This is a genomic window from Geotalea uraniireducens (assembly GCF_027943965.1).
GTDB lineage: Bacteria > Desulfobacterota > Desulfuromonadia > Geobacterales > Geobacteraceae > Geobacter > Geobacter uraniireducens.
The window spans coordinates 2,896,051-2,914,225 of sequence record NZ_AP027151.1; the positions used below are offsets into that span (position 1 = coordinate 2,896,051).

At 62.0% G+C, this 18,175-nt stretch carries 19 protein-coding genes; 2 read left to right on the forward strand and 17 right to left on the reverse strand.

Annotated elements, in window-relative coordinates; all coding sequences use genetic code 11:
* Nucleotides 1-3: 3 nt before the first annotated feature.
* The 11 genes from mrdA to QMN23_RS13575 form a co-directional block, all read right to left on the reverse strand.
* Nucleotides 4-1,926, reverse strand: coding sequence for a penicillin-binding protein 2 (mrdA, locus tag QMN23_RS13525; protein WP_281999855.1), 1,923 nt, complete (start codon nucleotides 1,924-1,926; stop codon nucleotides 4-6).
* The gene (mreD, locus tag QMN23_RS13530) at nucleotides 1,923-2,408 is read right to left on the reverse strand and encodes a rod shape-determining protein MreD (protein ID WP_281999856.1); all 486 of its coding nucleotides are present in this window, start codon (nucleotides 2,406-2,408) and stop codon (nucleotides 1,923-1,925) included. Before mreD ends, mrdA begins: the two co-directional genes overlap by 4 nt.
* Nucleotides 2,401-3,225, reverse strand: coding sequence for a rod shape-determining protein MreC (gene mreC / locus QMN23_RS13535; protein ID WP_281999857.1), 825 nt, complete (start codon nucleotides 3,223-3,225; stop codon nucleotides 2,401-2,403). Before mreC ends, mreD begins: the two co-directional genes overlap by 8 nt.
* A gap of 133 nt (nucleotides 3,226-3,358) precedes the next feature.
* On the reverse strand, nucleotides 3,359-3,847 hold the full coding sequence (locus tag QMN23_RS13540; RefSeq protein ID WP_282003908.1) for a dTDP-4-dehydrorhamnose 3,5-epimerase family protein: 489 nt from the start codon (nucleotides 3,845-3,847) through the stop codon (nucleotides 3,359-3,361).
* On the reverse strand, nucleotides 3,831-4,739 hold the full coding sequence (gene rfbA, locus QMN23_RS13545; protein WP_281999858.1) for a glucose-1-phosphate thymidylyltransferase RfbA: 909 nt from the start codon (nucleotides 4,737-4,739) through the stop codon (nucleotides 3,831-3,833). The genes QMN23_RS13540 and rfbA overlap by 17 nt, the downstream gene beginning before the upstream one ends.
* Before the next feature lie 99 nt (nucleotides 4,740-4,838).
* On the reverse strand, nucleotides 4,839-5,420 hold the full coding sequence (gmhB, locus tag QMN23_RS13550; RefSeq protein WP_281999859.1) for a D-glycero-beta-D-manno-heptose 1,7-bisphosphate 7-phosphatase: 582 nt from the start codon (nucleotides 5,418-5,420) through the stop codon (nucleotides 4,839-4,841).
* Between the two features lies 1 nt (nucleotide 5,421).
* A complete protein-coding gene (rfaE1, locus tag QMN23_RS13555) occupies nucleotides 5,422-6,888 on the reverse strand; it encodes a D-glycero-beta-D-manno-heptose-7-phosphate kinase (RefSeq protein ID WP_281999860.1) in 1,467 nt (488 codons plus the stop codon).
* A gap of 32 nt (nucleotides 6,889-6,920) precedes the next feature.
* Nucleotides 6,921-7,877 (reverse strand): hypothetical protein, encoded by a 957-nt coding sequence (locus QMN23_RS13560; RefSeq protein WP_281999861.1) that lies wholly within the window; start codon nucleotides 7,875-7,877, stop codon nucleotides 6,921-6,923.
* Nucleotides 7,874-8,443, reverse strand: a complete 570-nt coding sequence (gmhA, locus tag QMN23_RS13565) for a D-sedoheptulose 7-phosphate isomerase (RefSeq protein ID WP_281999862.1) — start codon at nucleotides 8,441-8,443, stop codon at nucleotides 7,874-7,876. Before gmhA ends, QMN23_RS13560 begins: the two co-directional genes overlap by 4 nt.
* 33 nt (nucleotides 8,444-8,476) lie before the next feature.
* On the reverse strand, nucleotides 8,477-9,574 hold the full coding sequence (locus tag QMN23_RS13570) for a glycosyltransferase family 2 protein (protein ID WP_281999863.1): 1,098 nt from the start codon (nucleotides 9,572-9,574) through the stop codon (nucleotides 8,477-8,479).
* A 145-nt stretch (nucleotides 9,575-9,719) separates the two neighbouring features.
* Entirely contained in the window at nucleotides 9,720-10,763 is a 1,044-nt protein-coding gene (locus tag QMN23_RS13575; protein ID WP_281999864.1) for a rod shape-determining protein, read from the reverse strand.
* A gap of 194 nt (nucleotides 10,764-10,957) precedes the next feature.
* Between QMN23_RS13575 and QMN23_RS13580 the strand changes: the two genes are divergently transcribed.
* Both QMN23_RS13580 and QMN23_RS13585 read left to right on the forward strand, forming a co-directional pair.
* Nucleotides 10,958-12,544, forward strand: coding sequence for a peptidylprolyl isomerase (locus QMN23_RS13580; RefSeq protein ID WP_281999865.1), 1,587 nt, complete (start codon nucleotides 10,958-10,960; stop codon nucleotides 12,542-12,544).
* An 89-nt stretch (nucleotides 12,545-12,633) separates the two neighbouring features.
* Nucleotides 12,634-13,524, forward strand: coding sequence for a phosphoribosylaminoimidazolesuccinocarboxamide synthase (locus QMN23_RS13585; RefSeq protein ID WP_281999866.1), 891 nt, complete (start codon nucleotides 12,634-12,636; stop codon nucleotides 13,522-13,524).
* A gap of 91 nt (nucleotides 13,525-13,615) precedes the next feature.
* On the opposite strand, the gene QMN23_RS13590 is transcribed toward QMN23_RS13585, so the two are convergent.
* The 6 genes from QMN23_RS13590 to QMN23_RS13615 are packed head-to-tail and all read right to left on the reverse strand — an operon-like array spanning nucleotide 13,616 to nucleotide 18,162.
* Nucleotides 13,616-13,906 (reverse strand): YciI family protein, encoded by a 291-nt coding sequence (locus QMN23_RS13590; protein ID WP_281999867.1) that lies wholly within the window; start codon nucleotides 13,904-13,906, stop codon nucleotides 13,616-13,618.
* A 26-nt stretch (nucleotides 13,907-13,932) separates the two neighbouring features.
* Nucleotides 13,933-14,433, reverse strand: coding sequence for a DUF3124 domain-containing protein (locus QMN23_RS13595; protein ID WP_281999868.1), 501 nt, complete (start codon nucleotides 14,431-14,433; stop codon nucleotides 13,933-13,935).
* A gap of 40 nt (nucleotides 14,434-14,473) precedes the next feature.
* Nucleotides 14,474-15,001, reverse strand: a complete 528-nt coding sequence (locus tag QMN23_RS13600; protein ID WP_281999869.1) for an FUSC family protein — start codon at nucleotides 14,999-15,001, stop codon at nucleotides 14,474-14,476.
* Nucleotides 15,002-15,026: 25 nt separating this feature from the next.
* Nucleotides 15,027-15,638: an HD domain-containing protein gene (locus tag QMN23_RS13605; RefSeq protein WP_281999870.1), complete on the reverse strand. Its 612-nt coding sequence runs from the start codon at nucleotides 15,636-15,638 to the stop codon at nucleotides 15,027-15,029.
* 17 nt (nucleotides 15,639-15,655) lie between these two features.
* Nucleotides 15,656-16,126 carry a flavodoxin family protein gene (locus QMN23_RS13610; protein ID WP_281999871.1) on the reverse strand — a complete coding sequence of 157 codons (471 nt, stop codon included), beginning with the start codon at nucleotides 16,124-16,126 and terminating at the stop codon, nucleotides 15,656-15,658.
* On the reverse strand, nucleotides 16,126-18,162 hold the full coding sequence (locus tag QMN23_RS13615) for a monovalent cation:proton antiporter family protein (RefSeq protein ID WP_281999872.1): 2,037 nt from the start codon (nucleotides 18,160-18,162) through the stop codon (nucleotides 16,126-16,128). Before QMN23_RS13615 ends, QMN23_RS13610 begins: the two co-directional genes overlap by 1 nt.
* Nucleotides 18,163-18,175: the final 13 nt, after the last annotated feature.

The window sequence follows — 18,175 nt, forward strand, 5'->3', positions numbered from 1 at the left end:
TGCCTATTCCTGTCCCTGATTGTTATTGGTCGCCGCGTCCCCGGCCTGCGGCGCCGCGCTGTCCGACTGTTCGCCATCATCGGTGGCGGCAGGCGCCTTTACCGGTTTCCGCAACACGCCCTTTCCCTCGAAGTACGCCCGGAGAATATTGCCGGCGATCGGTGCCGCAGCCGCGCCGCCGTGCTCCCCATGCTCGATAACAACCGCCACCGCAATTTCCGGTTTATCATAGGGAGCAAAGGCGACAAAGAGCGCGTGGTCACGATACTGGTAGGGGATGCTCCCCCGGTTATCGCGCATTTTGACCACCTGTGAGGTTCCGGTCTTGCCGGCGACTTTCACCTCGTAGAGCCTTGCCATCGCCCCCGTTCCGCCCGGTTCGTTGACCACGGCGAACAATCCTTGCTTAACGAGTTCGAAATCGCGTTGGCTGATGCCGGTTCGAGCGATGATTTCCGGCTTGAATTCCTGCAGCACCTTGCCGTCCTGATCAATAATCCTTTTGACCAAGTGAGGACGATAGACCGTGCCGTCATTAGCCACGGTGGCAATCATCGATGCCAGCTGAATCGGGGTCATCAGGACATACCCCTGGCCAATCGCCGCCGGCAGGGTATCGCCCTGATACCACGACCTGCCGTATTTTTTAAGTTTCCATTCCGAAGTGGGGATATTCCCCCCCTTCTCGTTCTCCAGGCCGACCCCCATCGGCGCCCCGAGGTCGAATTTCCTCGCATAGGCAGCGATCCGGTCGATGCCAAGCCGTTCGCCAAGTTGGTAAAAGTACACGTCGCAGGACTGTTTGAGGGCGCGCTTCAGGTTCACCGCCCCATGCCCTTTCTTGTCCCAGCAGCGGAAGGTATTCTTACCGAGGGTGTAGGAACCGGTGCAGACCACGGTGCTCCGCTCGTCGATCAGCCCTTCCCCGAGCCCGGCCAGAGCGGTAATGACCTTGAAGGTCGACCCCGGAGGATACTGTCCTTTCAGTGCCTTGTTCTCTAACGGATGGCGTTTGTCTTCCAGATAGCTTTTCCATTTATCCGGCGGCATGCGGCCGGCAAAGAGTGCCGGGTCGAAGCCAGGATTGCTGACGAATGCCAGGATCTCCCCACTGTTGACATCCATGGCAACCGCTGCCCCGGCCTGCTCGCCAAAGCTCTGCTCCGCCCGCTTCTGCAGATCGGTGTCAATGGTCAGGACGAGACTGCTGCCGACCACCGGCGGCGTTTCCGAAATGGTCCTGAGCACCCGGCCACGGGCATCGACTTCGATCTGCCGGCCGCCGTCCTTGCCACGCAAGATATTCTCCCAACTTCGCTCGATGCCGCTTTTGCCAACGTAATCACCCAGGTTGTAGCCGTTATAGGCGGGATTCTTCAACTCATCGTCCGAAATCTCGCCAATGTAGCCCAACAGATGGGAGGCCAGCATCCCGTCCTCGTATTCCCGGATCGGCTTCATTTCCACTTCCAGCCCCGGTAGCCACAGCCGCTTTTCCTCGAGCAGTTCCATCTGATCGCGGGTAATGTCAGAGGCAAGCACCACCGGGTAGTAACGAGCCCGGCCCTTCCCCTTTTCCCATTTGTCGACCAATTCCTGGCGATCGATGTTCAGGTATTGCGCCAACCGGCTGAAAAACGTCTCGCGATCCCTCACCTCCTGAGGGATCATTGCCACGCTGAACGACGGGCGATTGCTGACCAGCACCTTGCCGTTGCGGTCAAAGATGGTCCCCCGCGACGCGGCAACGGGAACGAGGCGCAAGCGGTTGTTTTCGGAAAGGTTCTGAAAATTTTCGGCTTTGACGATCTGCAGATACCAAAGCCTGGTCAGCAGCAGGAAAAAGACAGCTGCCGCGAACAGGGAAAGCAGAATGATCTGCTTCTTCGGTTCCTGGCTTTCTCGAACAAACCGGTGGTCTGTCATCGGGCTTCTCCCAGTCGGGCCAAGGGGCTGAAGGTAAAGATTATCGATGCCGCCAGGGCATTGACCAGCGCTTGCGGGATCAGGCTCTGCAGCAGGGTGGCATAGATCCCGTCCGCCGCGGAGAAGAGGATCAGCAATAGGAGGTTGAGTACTCCGTTGAGGAGGGTGGCAGCAAGAACGCCGAGGATCATCAGCGACCGCCGGTCGGTAAACAACCGGTCGGCGACCAGGGTCAGCAGGAGGAAAATGATCAGGTAGGAAAACCCGTCGAGCCCCAGGTAGAGGCCACTGAAGCTATCCTGGATAAGGCCGAGGAAATAGGCGAGAATGCCCCAGGCGAGCGATTCCCGGAGGCCCATATAGACAATCAGGATGATCAGCAGATTCGGCTTGAAGGGGTCGGCAAAATACGCCGGGAACAGGGTAAACTGGAAAATCAGCGTCGCAAAAACGAGAATGGCGTACCAAAGGGTCTTAATCATCGCTCTTCTGCAGCAGGACGAGCACTTCTTCAAGCTTCGCCATATTTACGGCGGGACGGAGGTCGATGGTCTGGAAAATTCCGTACTCGCCTTTCTTGACCATAGTTACTTCGCCAATGACCAATCCCTTGGGGAAAATCCCCCCGATCCCCGAAGTAACGATCATGTCGCCGACCTTGACATCTTCGTCGCGCAGGGAAAACTCCAGCGAGCAGAAACCGCTCCCTTTCCCCTTGACCACCCCTCTGGCCCGTGAACGCTGCACCAGCGCCGCAATCCCGCTGGCGTGATCCGTCAGTAGCAGTACCCGGGCGCTGCCGGCCGCCACCTTGACAACCTGGCCGACGACCCCGTTGGCCGCCACCACCGGCATCCCCTCCGCCAGGCCGTCGACCGAACCGCGGTTGATCACCAAGGTCTTGAACCAGGGAGAACTGTCCTCACCAATAACCAACGCCGCAACGGAAGGGGCCTTGACCGACGATTTGAGTTCAAGCAGTTGCTTGAGCCGATCGTTTTCATGAATCGCTTCGCGATCGGCCACCAACCGCGAATTCATAATCTTCACCGTCTCCCGCAGCTGCTTGTTTTCTCGCCGGACATCGACCAGATCGATGTAGTCGCTCCAGAGAGCGGCAAAGAAATTGTTTACCCCGGAACCGACATTGTCCACCGGCGAAAACAGGTTCATCACCAGCCGCTCGAAGCCGTTGGCATGTTCCTTGTCCCGCAGGTTGAGCGAATAGAAGGTGAATGCCGCCAGGACCGAGACGCCGATGATGATATAAACTTTGTATTTTCTGATCAGATCCAGCATGGGCAAATAGTACGGTCAGGCCATCCCGGGGAAATATCCTGTCCTTGCAGGAACAGGGGACAACGGGTAAACAGTTTGAAGGAGCACGCCGCAAGACGCCGGCACGCCAAGCGCAGTGGTCCTCCCCCAGCGCCTAATCAAGACGGAAGGGACTCCCCTCGACCTCTTCGTGGCGGATCTCATCCACCGGCGAGCTCTTTCCCTCGCCGGCATAAAGTCGGTTCGGCCCATTGAAGACGATTCCGTTCTCCCGGCCGACGTTTCGATACGCATGAATCACTCCCGGTGGGACGATCAGGGCCAGCGGCTGATCCACTCCGGCAAAGATCGTCTGCCGGACGCCGAAACTCGGTGAATCGCGCCGGGTATCCCAGAGGTATACCTTGAAGTTGGCAGGGCCGATGAAACAGAAGTAGTCGGTCTGCTCCCGGTGTTCATGGGGACCACGGGCTACCCCGGGCTGGGTCATCGAGATATAAGCCATTACCGGCATCGTCTCGGCAGCCAATTCGTCGCACCGGTACAATTCCGCCAGCCATCCCCGTTCGTCAAGGTATTTGGCCAGGGGACGCACCACCACATCGTGAACCTTCCCCGGGCTGAACTCAGCCACGATTTCCATCATTCCTCCCACCGCACAATTCGATCTCGTTATAGACCCGCGCCAGGTAATCGCGATAGGTCGACGCCGGTGTGGCGTCAATCGCCGCAGCCATCGCCCGGCAGTCGATAAACCCCATGCGCAGGGCAACCTCTTCGAGGCAGGCGATCTTCAACCCCTGCCGCGCTTCGAGCGTACCGATAAAATGGCTGGCCTCCAGCAGACTCTGATGGGTGCCGGTATCGAGCCAGGCGATACCGCGCCCCAGCTTCTCGACCAGCAGTTCGCCCCGCCGCAAATATTCCAGGTTGACATCGGTGATTTCCAGTTCGCCCCGAGCCGACGGCGTAAGGGCACGGGCGATCTCCACCACCCGGCCGTCGTAGAGGTAGAGCCCCGGTACGGCGTAATTGCTCTTCGGTCGGACCGGCTTCTCCTCGATGCCGATCGCCCGGCCGGCCGCATCGAACTCAACCACCCCGTAGCGCTCCGGGTCATTGACGTAGTAACCGAAGATCTTCGCCCCGCCGGCGAAGTCGCGAACCGCCCGATCGAGGGCCATCTTGCCGTAGAAGATGTTGTCGCCAAGAATGAGGCAGACCGGATCGCCGGCAAGAAACTCCTCGCCGACCAGAAAGGCCTGGGCGATCCCCTTCGGTTCCGGCTGCACCTGATAGGAAAGCCTGATTCCCCAGCGGGACCCGTCGCCGAGCAGCGACTGGAAACGGGGGACATCATGCGGGGTCGAAATGATGAGGATATCGCCGATCCCGGCCATCATCAGGGTGGCCAACGGGTAATAGATCATCGGCTTGTCGTAGACCGGCTGCAGCTGTTTGCTGGCCACCAGCGTCAACGGGTAGAGCCGGCTCCCCGCTCCGCCGGCGAGGATAATCCCTTTGGTAATCGCCATCAGCAGCCCCCCACTGTACCTTGTACGGCAGCACCAAAACACTTATCAGTTAAGCGCTTATAGCACGGTGCCAAGAAACGCGTCAAACAGTAAGTCCCATTAATCACTGGCCGACTCGGCAACAATCAGCCGGGCGGCGGCCAGGATATCGGCACAGGCAGGCACTCCCGGCGGCAGCTGTGCGGCCTCGGCTGCGCCGTATCCCGTGTTCACCAACAGCGGCCGGCAGCCGGCCCGCAGGCCCGCCACGACGTCGGCAAGCTTGTCGCCGACGATGTACGATCGGCCGAGGTCGATCCCCAGGTCGGCGGCGGCGGCAAGAAGCATCCCCGGCAACGGCTTGCGGCAGGCGCAATCGCTCCCGGCGCCATGCTCCGGATGATGGGGGCAGAGATAGTAGGCGTCGATCACGGCACCGACCCGGGCCAGCTCGCCATCGACGAAGCGATGCAGCCGGTGGACCGCCGCCTCGTCGTAATAGCCCCGGGCGATTCCCGACTGGTTCGTCACCACCACCACGAGAAAGCCGGCCTCCTTGAGCAGGCGGATCGCCTCCGGAGCGCCGGGAATGAATTCGAATTCTTCGGCCCGGTAGAGGTACGACTTCTCGATATTGATCGTCCCGTCACGATCGAGGAAGACGGCCGGTCGACCGCCGGTGGCGCTGCTCTCCGGCGCCATCTCAGGAATAGCTCTTGAGAATTTTCTCGACGATGTTGGTCGTCGAGCGGCCGTCAACGAATTCCACCAGTTCGACCCGACCACCGTAGGACTCCACCACATTCTTGCCGACCACCCCTTCCGGGGTATAGTCCCCTCCCTTGACCAGCACCGCCGGGCGGAGGGTTTCGATGAGCCGGAGCGGCGTGTCCTCGTCGAAGAGCACCACGTAATCGATGCAGTCGAGCGCCGCCAGGATGTGCGCCCGTTCATCCTCGCCGATCAGCGGCCGCTTGTCCCCCTTCAGCCGCCGGACCGAGGCATCGCTGTTCAGGCCGAGCACCAGGATGTCGCCGAAGCTCTTCGCCTTCTGCAGATATTTCACGTGGCCGACATGGAGCAGATCGAAACAGCCGTTGGTGAAGACTACCGTTCGGCCGCGGGACTGCTCGCCGGCAATGATCCCGGCCAGGACATCGAGATTCTTGATCTTGGCGTCGCTGTCGCCGTGCTGGAACCCCAGGGAACCGATAATCTCGGCCGGGGAGACGGTGGAAGTCCCCACCTTCCCCACCGCCACGCCCGCAGCCGCGTTGGCCAGCCTGGCCGCTTCGGCGAAACCGGCACGACCGGCCAGGGCGAGGCCGAGAACTGCCAGGACGGTGTCGCCGGCGCCGGTCACGTCGAAGACCTCGCGGGCGAAGGTCGGGATATGGACAACTTCGCCGCTACGCAAAAAGAGCGACATCCCCTCTTCGCTCCGGGTGATCAAAAGCGCCGTCAGATCGGCGACCTCGAGCAGCCGGGCGCCGGCCCGACGAAGCGATTCCTCGTCGCGAATGGCGATCCCCGACGCCGCCTCGGCCTCCTTGCGGTTCGGAGTAAGGATGGTCGCCCCACGGTACTTGGCGTAATCGTTCCCCTTGGGGTCGATCACCACCGGGATGCCCCATTCCCGGGCCATGGCGGTAATCGCTTCGAGCAGGGCCGGGGTCAACACCCCCTTGAGATAGTCGGAAATAAGGATGACATCGAATTCGCCGCGCCGCTGACGGAGGAAATCAACGATCTTCGCCTCGTATTCGGCGGCGATCCGCTCCCGCGATTCCCGGTCGATCCGGACGATCTGCTGGTTGGCGGCCAGCACCCGGGTCTTCCGGCTGGTGGTTCGTTGCGGATCCTCGAAGATCCCCTCGACGGCAATTCCCTTGCCGGAAAAGGCATGGAGCAGCACCGTACCGTCCTCATCCCCCCCCACTACGCTGGCAACCGCCACCTGGCAGCCGAGAGAAACGAGGTTGTTGGCGACGTTGCCCGCCCCGCCGATCCGCAATTCCTCGCGCGTCACGTCCACCACCTGGACCGGCGCCTCCGGCGAGATCCGCTCCGCTTTTCCCCAGAGGTATTCGTCGAGCATCAGGTCGCCGACCACCAGGGCCCGGAGCGTGCCCACCCGGGCAAAAAGCGATTCCACATCCTTCCGTTCCATGCAAACTCCCTCTCGGCTTGATGAGCCGGCCGTCAGCGGCCCGCTGCCGCCCGATCGAGAATGCCCGCCGCCAGCAGCGGGATCATGATCTCGTGATGGCCGGTAATGGTGTATCCCCGGCCGGTACCGGACGTGGGCCGTTTCACCACGTTCTGTAGCGGCCGGTAATGCTGCTGCATGTCGAAATTGGCGGTCGAGAAGCCGTCGACGTGGTGCCCCAGGTTCTGGGCAATGGAGAGGGCCTTGAGAAACACTTCCGGCAACAGCACGGCACTGCCGACGTTAAGGTAGACCCCGCCGTCGCCCAGTTCGGCCACGACCGAGGTCAGAAGGCGGAAATCGCGAAAGGTCGCCTCGCCGATCACCGCCCCATCGGCCGCCGGATGTTGATGGATGATGTCGGTTCCGAGGGCAACATGGACGGTCACCGGAATATCATGGGTGACGCAGGTCGCTAAGAGGCTCTGCTCCCGGAACGGGTTGTCGTTCTCGACGATGAAGCGGCCCACCGCCTCGCCATAGCCCATTCCCCGGGTAACGCCTTCCTGCAGCGCCCGGTTGATGTCGCGTCCCGTTTCCTCCGCCATCCCGAAGGTGCCGCAATGGAGCACCGCCCCGACATCTTCACTGGTGGCCCCGATCAGGGAAATTTCGTAGTCGTGGATCGAGCCGGCGCCATTGAGCGCAACGGCAGTGATCATCCCCGCTTCGATGAGGTTCCGCAGGACCGGCTGCAGACCGCATTTGATGACGTGGGCGCCCATCGCCAGGATGACCGGTTTCCCTTTGTCCCGGGCGGCAACCACGGCATCGATCACCCCGTTGAGCGCTTCGGCCCCCAGCTGCGCCGGCAGCGCCCCGAGCAGCTCGGCCACGCTCATCCCGGCGGTAATCCCAGCGGCGAAATCCCGGGCCACGCTCACTTTGTTCTTCCGTTCGGCCAGCGGATAGGTGGTAACGGCGGCAAGATCGATCGGGCGGTACTTCACGCGAACAGCCCCTTTTCGACGAGATCGCAGAGAATGTGGATAATGGTAATGTGCCCTTCCTGAATCCGTGGCGTATCATTGCTCGGCACGGTCAGGGCGAAGTCGGCCAGCTCGCGGATCGTGCCGCCGTCACGTCCCAGCAGGCCGACGGTCCGGCAGCCCAGTTCCCGGGCCAGGAGCAGCGCCGCGGCCACGTTCTTCGAGCTCCCGCTGGTGGAAATCCCCACGACCACATCTCCCGGTGCAGCCAACGCTTCCACCTGCCGGCGGAAGATCAGATCAAAACCGTAATCGTTTCCCAGGGCCGTCAGGATCGAGCTGTCGGTGGTCAGGGCCACCGCCGGCAACCCTCGTCGCTCCAGCTTGAAACGGCCGACCATCTCGGCAACGAAGTGCTGGGCATCGGCGGCCGACCCGCCATTCCCCATGACCAGGAGTTTTTTCCCCGCACGGAAGGCCTCGATCAACAGTTCGGCAACCGCGGCAACCGGCGCCGCCAGGTCCCGCTCGATGGCCTCGATCACCTCCCGGTGAGCGCGAAGCTGTCTCGTCGTTTCTGCTATCATCCCATCCCCCTGCCGCATGTCATTCCTTTCACTTTACTGAAATCCTGGCAGACTGTCATCAGATTTCCCGGCCACCGGAAGGTAATGGTGCGTCTCCTGTTGTGCCAGTCGCTCCTCCAGCCACGCAAAGGGCCGACCGTTGTCGATCCCCGGAAAACTGCCGCCGCTCATGTCGGCCACCACCGAGGGTTGGGCGTCGGCAGGGAAAAGCCGGCTCAGCAGTTTGCGAGTCTCAGCGGCGGCAAAAAAGCGCGGAATCTTCTCCAGGGCGACGGTACGATGGAGCTTTCCGTAACCATGCTCGTGGAGCAGACGATAAAGCTTACCCTGGGCCAGGACGACAAACCGGTGGCCCATCCGGGCGCCGCGCAATATAACCGTGAACTCTCGGCGAACCTCCTCGGGATCGGCATCCCGGGCCAGACAGAGGCAGAACGACTCCTCCCCACCCCAGCGCTCTTCATAGACGGCCGCACTATGCCGCTCCAGCTCCTGGCGCCTGGCCAGCGAACCGAGCGGTGCCTCCTCGACGCAGATAACGCTACTCCCCGCCACGGTGCAGGTAAGGTAACCATGCCGCAGTGACCGGCGGGAGTAATCCTTGAGGCACCAGAGGGCGCCATCCAGTCCTTCGTCAAATCCTCCCTGGCACGCGAACAGCTCTTTCCTGATCAGCATGGCGGCAAACGAGCCATGGCCGATCTCGGTTGCCGACGCCAACGGCCGCCGGCGCAGTTTAGCCGGCGGCGCCCCGGCCGGTTCCAGCAGCTGCGGCACGATCAGGCCGACTTCGGCACGGCTGTCGGCCAGTTCGAGCATCGGTTCGAGCCAGCCGTCGGTAACGGTCGTGGTATTGCGCACCACGATCGCATATGGCGCTTCGGCCCGGGCCAAGCCGCGGTTAATTGCCCGGACGAACCCCTGATTGATACTGTTTTTCAGAAACAGCGCCCGCTCCCCCAGAAGCTCGGCAAACTCTTCCAGCAGCCGCTCCGATTCCCGGTCACAACCATTATCGATCAGGATCAGACGAGCTGTCGGACAGGTATTGAGCAGCCCCACCAGACAGGCGCGGGTCTCGACGGGACGGTTCCAGACGGGGACGATTATGTCGACGGTGAAGGATTCCATCAGGTTATCGGCAAAACAGTGAGAGGTTCGTTGGCATAAACAAAACCGCACCGGTGACGGCATCCGGAGGCAAGTGCCCCGGGAACCGGCATCGATGCGGTCAGCCGTTGACGGCCGGCGGAAACTCCGGCCAAGGTTCGGACGATCAGGAGGTTACGGCGACACGACGGAGCAGATTCAGCTCGTCGAGCACCTTGCCGGACCCGAGGACGACGCAGGAAAGCGGATCTTCGGCGGTAACCACCGGCAGCCCCGTTTCTTCGCGGAGCAGCGAATCGAGATTGCGCAGCAGGGCACCACCACCGGCCAGGACGATCCCCTTGTCGACAATATCGGCGGCCAGCTCCGGCGGCGTCCGCTCCAGACAGATGCGCACCGCATCAACGATGGCGTTGACCGGCTCCGAAAGCGCTTCGCGAATCTCGTCCGAATTGATTTCGGTGGTCTTGGGAATCCCCGATACCAGGTCGCGCCCCTTGACCTCCATGGTCCGCACTTCGCCGCCCGGATAAGCTTCGCCGATCTCGATCTTGATGATTTCGGCCATCCGGTCGCCGATGAGCAGATTGTACTTGCGCTTGATGTACTGAACGATCGCTTCGTCCATCTTGTCGCCGCCGACCCGGACCGACTTGGTCAGCACGATGCCGGCCAGGGAGATGACTGCCACCTCGGTGGTCCCGCCGCCGATATCGACGATCATGTTGCCGGAAGCCTCGGTGATCGGCAGGCCGGCGCCAATTGCTGCCGCCATCGGCTCTTCGATCAGATAGACCTCGCGGGCGCCGGCCGATTCGGCCGACTCCTTGACGGCCCGCTTCTCCACCTGGGTAATGCCGGAGGGAACGCAGATCACGATCCGGGGCCGGACCAGGGTCTTGCGGTTATGGACCTTATGAATGAAATAGCGGAGCATCTCCTCGGTGATGTCGAAATCGGCGATAACCCCGTCCTTCATCGGCCGGATTGCCGTGATGCTCCCCGGAGTCCGGCCAAGCATCTTCTTGGCTTCCATCCCCACCGCCAACACCTTCTGTTGGCCGCTATTCATCTTCTGAACGGCAACCACCGACGGTTCACGGACGACAATCCCCTTCCCCTTCAGGTAAACGAGGGTATTGGCAGTGCCGAGGTCAATAGCCAAATCATTAGAAAAAAGCCCGAACAGGGCATCGAAGATCTTGAGCATGACTGCATTCCTTTCAAGTATACGGAAACTATGTTTTTTCGAAGCGTTGAATCGTAGCAGAAAGGTTGTGGCCATGCAAGCGGGAAAAGCTGCCGGTATCGTGCATATTGCTTTTGCCGGGCAATTATATTAGTATGCGAAGCCATTGTTTCACGGTCGGAATAGATCCCTGCGGCATAAAGGAGTCCTCGCGAATGCTTGGCATCATGCGGAAGTATCAGCAGTCCATCGTCATCAAGATCGTCTTCGGCATCATTGTTCTCAGCTTCATCGGCACGATCTTCCTCGTCTGGGGCAGAGGGGAGGGGCAGCTCACCCCTTCCAGCTATGTCGCCAAGGTCGATGGCACCAAGATCAATTACGAAGAATTTCAGCGGACCTACTACCGGCTGCGCGACATCTATTCCCAAATCTACGGCCAGTCACTCACCCCCGAGATCGAAAAACAGCTCGGCCTGAAGAAACAGGCGCTCAACTCGCTGATCGATGCCATGCTGGTCCGCAACGCCGCCGAGGATATGGGCATCAAGGTTTCCAAGGACGACGTGCAGCAGGCCATTGCCGCCATGCCCGCCTTCCAGAAAAACGGCGCTTTCAATTTCGACCTGTACGTCCAGTTGCTCCGGGCCAACCGGATTTCCCCCGACGACTTCGAGAAAAGCAAGCGGACGGACCTGATGATCAAGATGGCCGAGGACAAGATCAAGGCTCGTGCGCAGGTATCCGACGAGGAGGCCCTCCAGTATTTCCGCAAGAAGAACGACAAGATAGATATTCTCTTCAGTTCGTTCTCGCCCGACGATGTCAAAGGGGAAATCAAGCTGACCGATCAGGAATTGAACGACTTCCTCGCCAAGAACCAGAACGACTTCAAGACTCCGGAAGAAGTCAGCATCGCCTATGTACTGATCGACCCGCTCAAGCTCGGCGGCAACGTCCAGGTTTCCGATGCCGACATCCAGTCATGGTATCAGAAGCATCTCGACGAGTACCAGGGGAAAGGCGGGCTGCTCCCCCTCGCCGAAGTCCGGGATAAGGTCAAGGCCGAGGCCCATCGTTTCTATGCCGGTCAGAAGGCTTACGAAGTAACGGCGGAAACCTTCAACAAGATGAAGGCGGGCGGAGACCTGAACGCCATGGCCAAGGCATTGGGAACCACGGTCGTCGAAACGCCGCTCTTTACCGCCCAGCAGCCGGCCGCTCCCCTTGCCGGCGAAGCCGAAGTAATCAGCCGGGCCTTCCTGCTGAAGCAGAACGAACTGGGCGGGCCGATCGAAACCCCCAAAGGGATCTACCTGATCAAGCTGAAGGACCGGAAGCCGGCCGATGTTCCGCCGCTGGCGAAAATCCGCGCCAAGGTTGAAGAAAAAGCCAAGGCGGCCAAGGCGGTGGAAGTGGCGCAGCAGAAAGCCGAAGCAACCGAAGCCCGGCTTGCCAAGGGCGATACCGCCGGGCTCAAGCTCCAGGAGACCGGCAGCTTCGGCTACGACCCCAAGGGAGTTGTCCCGAAAATCGGCCCGGCGCCGGCATTGATGGAGGCGGCCTTCAAACTGACAACCGCCGCCCCCGCCCCGACCGCGCCGCTCAAGGTCGGCAACCGTTGGTACGCCCTCCGGCTCAAGGAACGGATCGAACAGAATGCTGCCGCCTTTGCCCCCGAGAAAGAGCAGATTAAGAAGACCCTGCTGCCCCAAAAGCAGGAAGAAGAACTGCAAAAGTGGCTCAAAGAGTTGCGGAGCAAGGCGAAGATCGAGATCAACCCCGCGCTCAAGGATATTTAAAGGACGGCAGCGCCCGAACCTCTGATAACCTCCGGGACCGGTCACGCCGGCCCGAGACATTGCCCACACGGCGCAAAGGAGAACCCGCTATGGCTAACCTGGTCCTCAAGACCGATTTTCCCGATCTGAAGCTTGCCGGCCGCGGCAAGGTCCGCGACATTTACGATCTCGGCGATGCCCTGCTGATCGTTACCACCGACCGGATTTCCGCCTTCGACGTCATCATGAACGAAGGGATTCCGGACAAGGGTTACGTGCTGACCCAGATTTCCGCCTTCTGGTTCCGCCAGATGGAGGACATCATCCCGAATCACATCATCTCGACCGACGTCAAGGAGTTCCCGGCGGCGTGCCAGAAATACGCCGAGATCCTTGAAGGGCGGTCGATGCTGGTCAAGAAAGCCCAGCCGCTCCCGGCGGAGTGCATCGTCCGCGGCTACATCTCCGGCTCCGGTTGGAAGGACTACAAAGCGACCGGCGCCATTTGCGGCATCACCCTGCCGGCCGGCCTGGTGGAGTCGGACAAGCTGGAAGAGCCGATCTTCACCCCGTCCACCAAGGCTGAGCTCGGCACCCACGACGAGAACATCTCCTTCGACAAAATGGTCGAAATGGTCGGCCGGGAGACCGCCGAGAAGGTTCGCGACGTCACCATCGCCATCTATAAACGGGCACGAGACATCGCCGACACCAAGGGAATCATCATCGCCGACACCAAATTCGAGTACGGGATGTACGACGGCCGGTTGATCATCATCGACGAGTGCATGACTCCCGACTCCTCCCGTTTCTGGCCGAAGGACAGCTACCGGCCGGGCGGCCCCCAGCCGTCGTTCGACAAGCAGTTCCTCCGCGATTACCTGGAGACCCTCGACTGGAACAAGACCGCGCCCGCCCCGCCGCTGCCGGACGAGATCGTCCGCAAGACCGGCGAGAAGTACATGGAAGCGCTGGTCAGACTGACCGGCTCAGGGAAATAATCCCCAACAAACAGAGCAGATACGACAAAGCCCCGGCCATCACGGTCGGGGCTTTGTCGTTCAGAGGGTCGACTGGTCGCCGGACGGCGACTCACCCTTCGCGCAGCATTGTCAGCTCGGGGGCCGTCATGCTCGGCACGAACTCGACAACCTCGTAATCGGCAATCCGCCGGTGATAAAAGGGGTCCTCGGCGAGAATCCGCAGCAGGGTCTGCCGGTCGGCCGCCCGAGCGAGAATGATACCGCCGGTTCGCGGTACCTTGCGCCCCGAGGCGAGGAAGACCCCATCCCGGTACTGCCGCTGCAGATACGCCACATGCTCGGCCAAATGGGCGTCGACCTCCTCCAGTGGCTTGACATAGGTAAGCGACACGATAAACATGACAAGCCCTCCTTGGCCGGCGACGGCTAACGGCCGCCGCTCCCGATCACCTGTCCCGGGCTGACAAACGAGATCCCCTGGCCCGATCGGGCGCCGATCATCACGCACTCGATGACCGGCGCGCTCACTTTCTTCGCTGCCTGCCAGCGGACGATGAAACTCGCCCCGAAGCCGCCACTGCTGTCCTTTTCCGGGATGAAGACCTTGGTCGAGGCCAGTGGACCCAGCACCACCGGCTTGGCGACGTACCGGCGGAGCAGCCGGCCGGCGGAGTCGTAGTAGTCCGCGCCGAGCAGGGTGATCGACTCCCCGCTGCTGGTGTTCCTGATGCTCAGCGTCGCAGCCAGGTTGAACGGCAGCGCCCGGTCGCCGCTGTAAACATTGGAGTAGACCGGCACGTACACCGTTTCCCCGGCCGTCTGCCGCAATTCCGCCGCCCGACCGCTTCCGGCCGCCGCAACGACCAGGGCCAGGCCGATCATCCAGCACGCGACATAGTTCCCGCCGATTCCGGCACTGCGACTCATTCGTCTACCTCCCGCATTCATTGGAATTCCCCCGACACCTTCAATTGCGGCCGCCGTCACCCCGCGGCCAGAGCAGGATGACCAGGACGGCCATCGCCGCGCCGATGCCCGACTCGCAAAAACGGAGGGCGGCGTTGAGCAGCGGGTTCAGTGCCGGATTGGCGGCGGAAATCACCATGATGATCGCCACCGTCAAGGCAGCCAGTCGACCGTACTCAGGCACATTGAGAGCATGGCAGATCAGGACGGTCACCCCGATCGAAAACGCCATCCCGAGCGGGCTGAACGGCAAGAGCACCAGGTAGCCGCCGCTGACCACCGCCCCGATCGCAGTGCCGAACACCCGGACACCGGCCGATTTCCAGGTGTCACGACTGGTCGACTGCAGCACCACAATCCCCGAAATGACCGACCAGAGCCCGCCCATCCCTGCCGATTCGCCGTGGAACAGCGCGGTGAACCGGGAGCCGCAGAGGTAGGCGGCAAGGCAAACCAAGGCATACCGGGCAGCGGCGGCCAAGCCTTCCCGACCGATTGGGCGACGGGTGACGGCAGGATTATCGTCCATCAGCGGCACACTCCCGTTCCGTTCGTCATTGCGGCACCGGCAAGCCGTTTTCCCCGGCGAGCAGCTCGGCAATCCGGATGATTTTCCGTCCCTTGTCGCTGCCGCCGTGGGAGCCGGCCGCATCGGCCAGGCAGACCTGGAGCAGCAACGGGAACAGCGGATGCGCCAGAAAACGGCGCTGATTACGGCTGAAGCGGAACTCCGCTTCGAGATTCCAGGAAAAATGGAACGTATGGTGCCTGACCAACCAGGCGACATCGTCGGCCAGCTCAGCCAGCCCGAGCCGTTCGAGCACCGCCGGGACCAGCTCGCTCCCCGCCTCGGCATGCCCCCACGACCGCCAGCGCCCCCGAATGAAGGCGGTGGTGGCCGCCTTGCCGATGTCGTGGAGCAGCACCCCCCAGAAGACCCGCGGATCGGCCTCGGCGGGTACCGCCGCCATCGCCAGCATGGTGTGGACGTAGGCATCGCCTTCGGCGTGATACTCTTCCGGCTGGGGGACGTCCTGCAGCCGCATCACTGCGGGCAACCGATCGGCAAAGCTCCCGTCGGCCAGCCAGCACTCGACCAGCCGGCGGCAGTCGCCGGCGCTCCGGCACGCCGCCGGAGCGGCAGGCTCGCCGGCAGGGGGGAGCATTCGTACCGGCGGGGTGTTCAGAGCCGCTCCACCAGCGAGGCGAATTTCTCGCTGAAAAAGCCGACCTCGTTGGCAATCCGTTCGTCGGGAGCACCGACCGCCACCGGACCGTAATGCCCGGCGCCGGTCAGCCCCTGGACGATGCACCCGTGGATGAGAAAGGCTTTGAGGATATCGAGGGCCACCGTATCCCCTCCCCCGCCGATCATCCCTTCGGAGGTAAAGGCGGCCGCCGCCTTGCCGTCGAGCTTTTTGAAGTACTTGACGCTCTCGTCGACGAACTTTTTGATCGGCCAGGCCATAGTGCCGAAATAGTTGGGCGAGCCGACGACAAAGCCGTCGTAGTCGGGAAGGGAATCGATCGCCACCTCCTCGACCTTTTTCAGCTCGACGTGAATCCCCTTGACCGTCAATCCGTCGGCGATCATGCGCGCCATCTTTTCGGTATTGCCGCTGCGGGTGTAATAGGTTACCAGGACTTTCTTCATCAGGCTGCTCCTTTGGGTTGAGTATGGGTACCGGTCCGCTTGCCGCTGTCCGGGAAAGCCGCCGGCTCGAACAGCGGCAGGGCCGCCGCCAGCTGCTCGGAGGTGCCGAGCAGCAGGACGATGTCCCCTTCACGCAGCTGCCAGACCGGGTCGGGATTGGTGACCACCTCGGCCCCCCGCTTGATCACCAGCAAGGTCGCCCCCGAACGGTTGCGCAATGTTCCCTGGCGCAGGCTCTCCCCGGCCAGGGGTGCCCCCTTGCGGACCCGGAAGGTACCGATCTCCGCCCCGGCAAGGTAGCCGGCAATGCCGACAGCGTGGCTGTGGCGTCGGCTCATCGTCCGGAACATATCGTAGGAATCCCGCCGTACCGCGGTAACACACTGGTCGATCAGGTCCGGGGCAACCAGATAGTTGCGCAGCACCCGGGCAAAAATCTCGATCGAGGTTTCGAACTCCTCGGGGATCACCTCGTTCGCCCCGAGGCGATATAACGGCTCCATCTCGGCCACGTAGCGGGTCCGGACAATAATATGGAGGGTCGGGTTCAGCTGCCGCGCCTGGGCCACCACTCGGCGGCTGGCGGCGGCATCCGAGATGGCGATGACGATGATCCGGGCAGTTTCGACGGCGGCATGGGCCAGGACCTCGGGACTGCTGGCATCGCCGAACATGATCCGCACCCCGTTTTTCTTCTCGGCGCTGACCGTAAAGGGATTGGTTTCGATCACCAGGTGGGGGATCTGTTGCCTGGTGAGCACCCGGGCAAGATTCCGCCCATTGACCCCAAAGCCGACGATGACGACATGATCCGCCAGCGCCACGGCTGCGGTTTCCATGTCCAAAGCCAGCCGCCCCCGCACCAGCGGGCCGGGCAGGAACCCGGCCACGGCATCGGCCAGCGGCGGCGCCCCCTTCAGCAGCAGGGGCGTGAGGGCCATGGTGAGCACCGAAGCTGCCAGGAAAACCTGGTACCGTTCCGGCGAGAGGAGCCCGTGCTGCATGCCGGTCTGGGAGAGAATGAAGGAAAACTCCCCGATCTGGGCGAGGGAAAGGCCGGCGATCAGGGCCACCCGCGCCGGCAGGCCGAGCACGAAACCGGTCCCGGCCGTCACTGCGGTCTTGATCAACAGGATGATCAGGACGAGTGAGCCGACCAGCAGCGGCCGCTCGACCAGCACCGACGGATCGAGCAGCATCCCGACCGAGATGAAAAAGATGCTCATGAAGGCATCGCGAAAAGGGATGATGTCGCCCAGCGCCTGCTGGCTGTACTCCGATTCCGAGATGGCAAGCCCGGCAATGAACGCCCCGAGCGCCAGGGACAGGCCGACCTGGGCGGTAACCCAGGCGGTGCCGAAACCGACGAAGATCAGGGCGAGGATGAACAGCTCCCGGCTGCGGGCCCGAACCACCTGGCGAAAAATCCACGGCACGGCGAAGCGGGCGCCGAAGTGGGCAATCACCACCACCGCCAGAGCCTTGGCGAGCACCGCGGCGATGCCGCGTAAGCCGTCGCCGGCGCCGCCCAGAAACGGGGTGAAGAGCATAAGCGGCACGACGCAAAGGTCCTGGAAGATCAGCATCCCGAGGGCCGCTTTGCCATGGGGCGCATCGGTTTCGCCGGCATCCATCAGCAGTTTCATCAGGATCGCGGTACTGGAGAGCGCGACCAGGAACCCGAAAAAGACTGCCGGCCGGGCAGGGACGCCGACCACCACGCCGAGGAGGGCAACCACGGCAATGGTCAGCAGGACCTGCATGCCGCCCCCCCACAACACCAAGTGCCTGATCCGCATCAACTCCTTGAGCGAAAACTCGATGCCGATGGTGAAGAGCAGCAGCACCACCCCGATCTCGGCCATCTGCTCGACCTGGCGGGTTTCCCGGATAAAGCCGAGGGCATAGGGGCCGGCAATGATGCCGGTGGCGAGAAAGCCGATGATCGAGGGGAAGAGCAGCTTGCGGAAAAGGATGACCGTCACCACGGCCAGACCGAGCAGTATTTCCAGATCTTGGAGCATCCCGTGGTCCATCACCGCGTCCTTA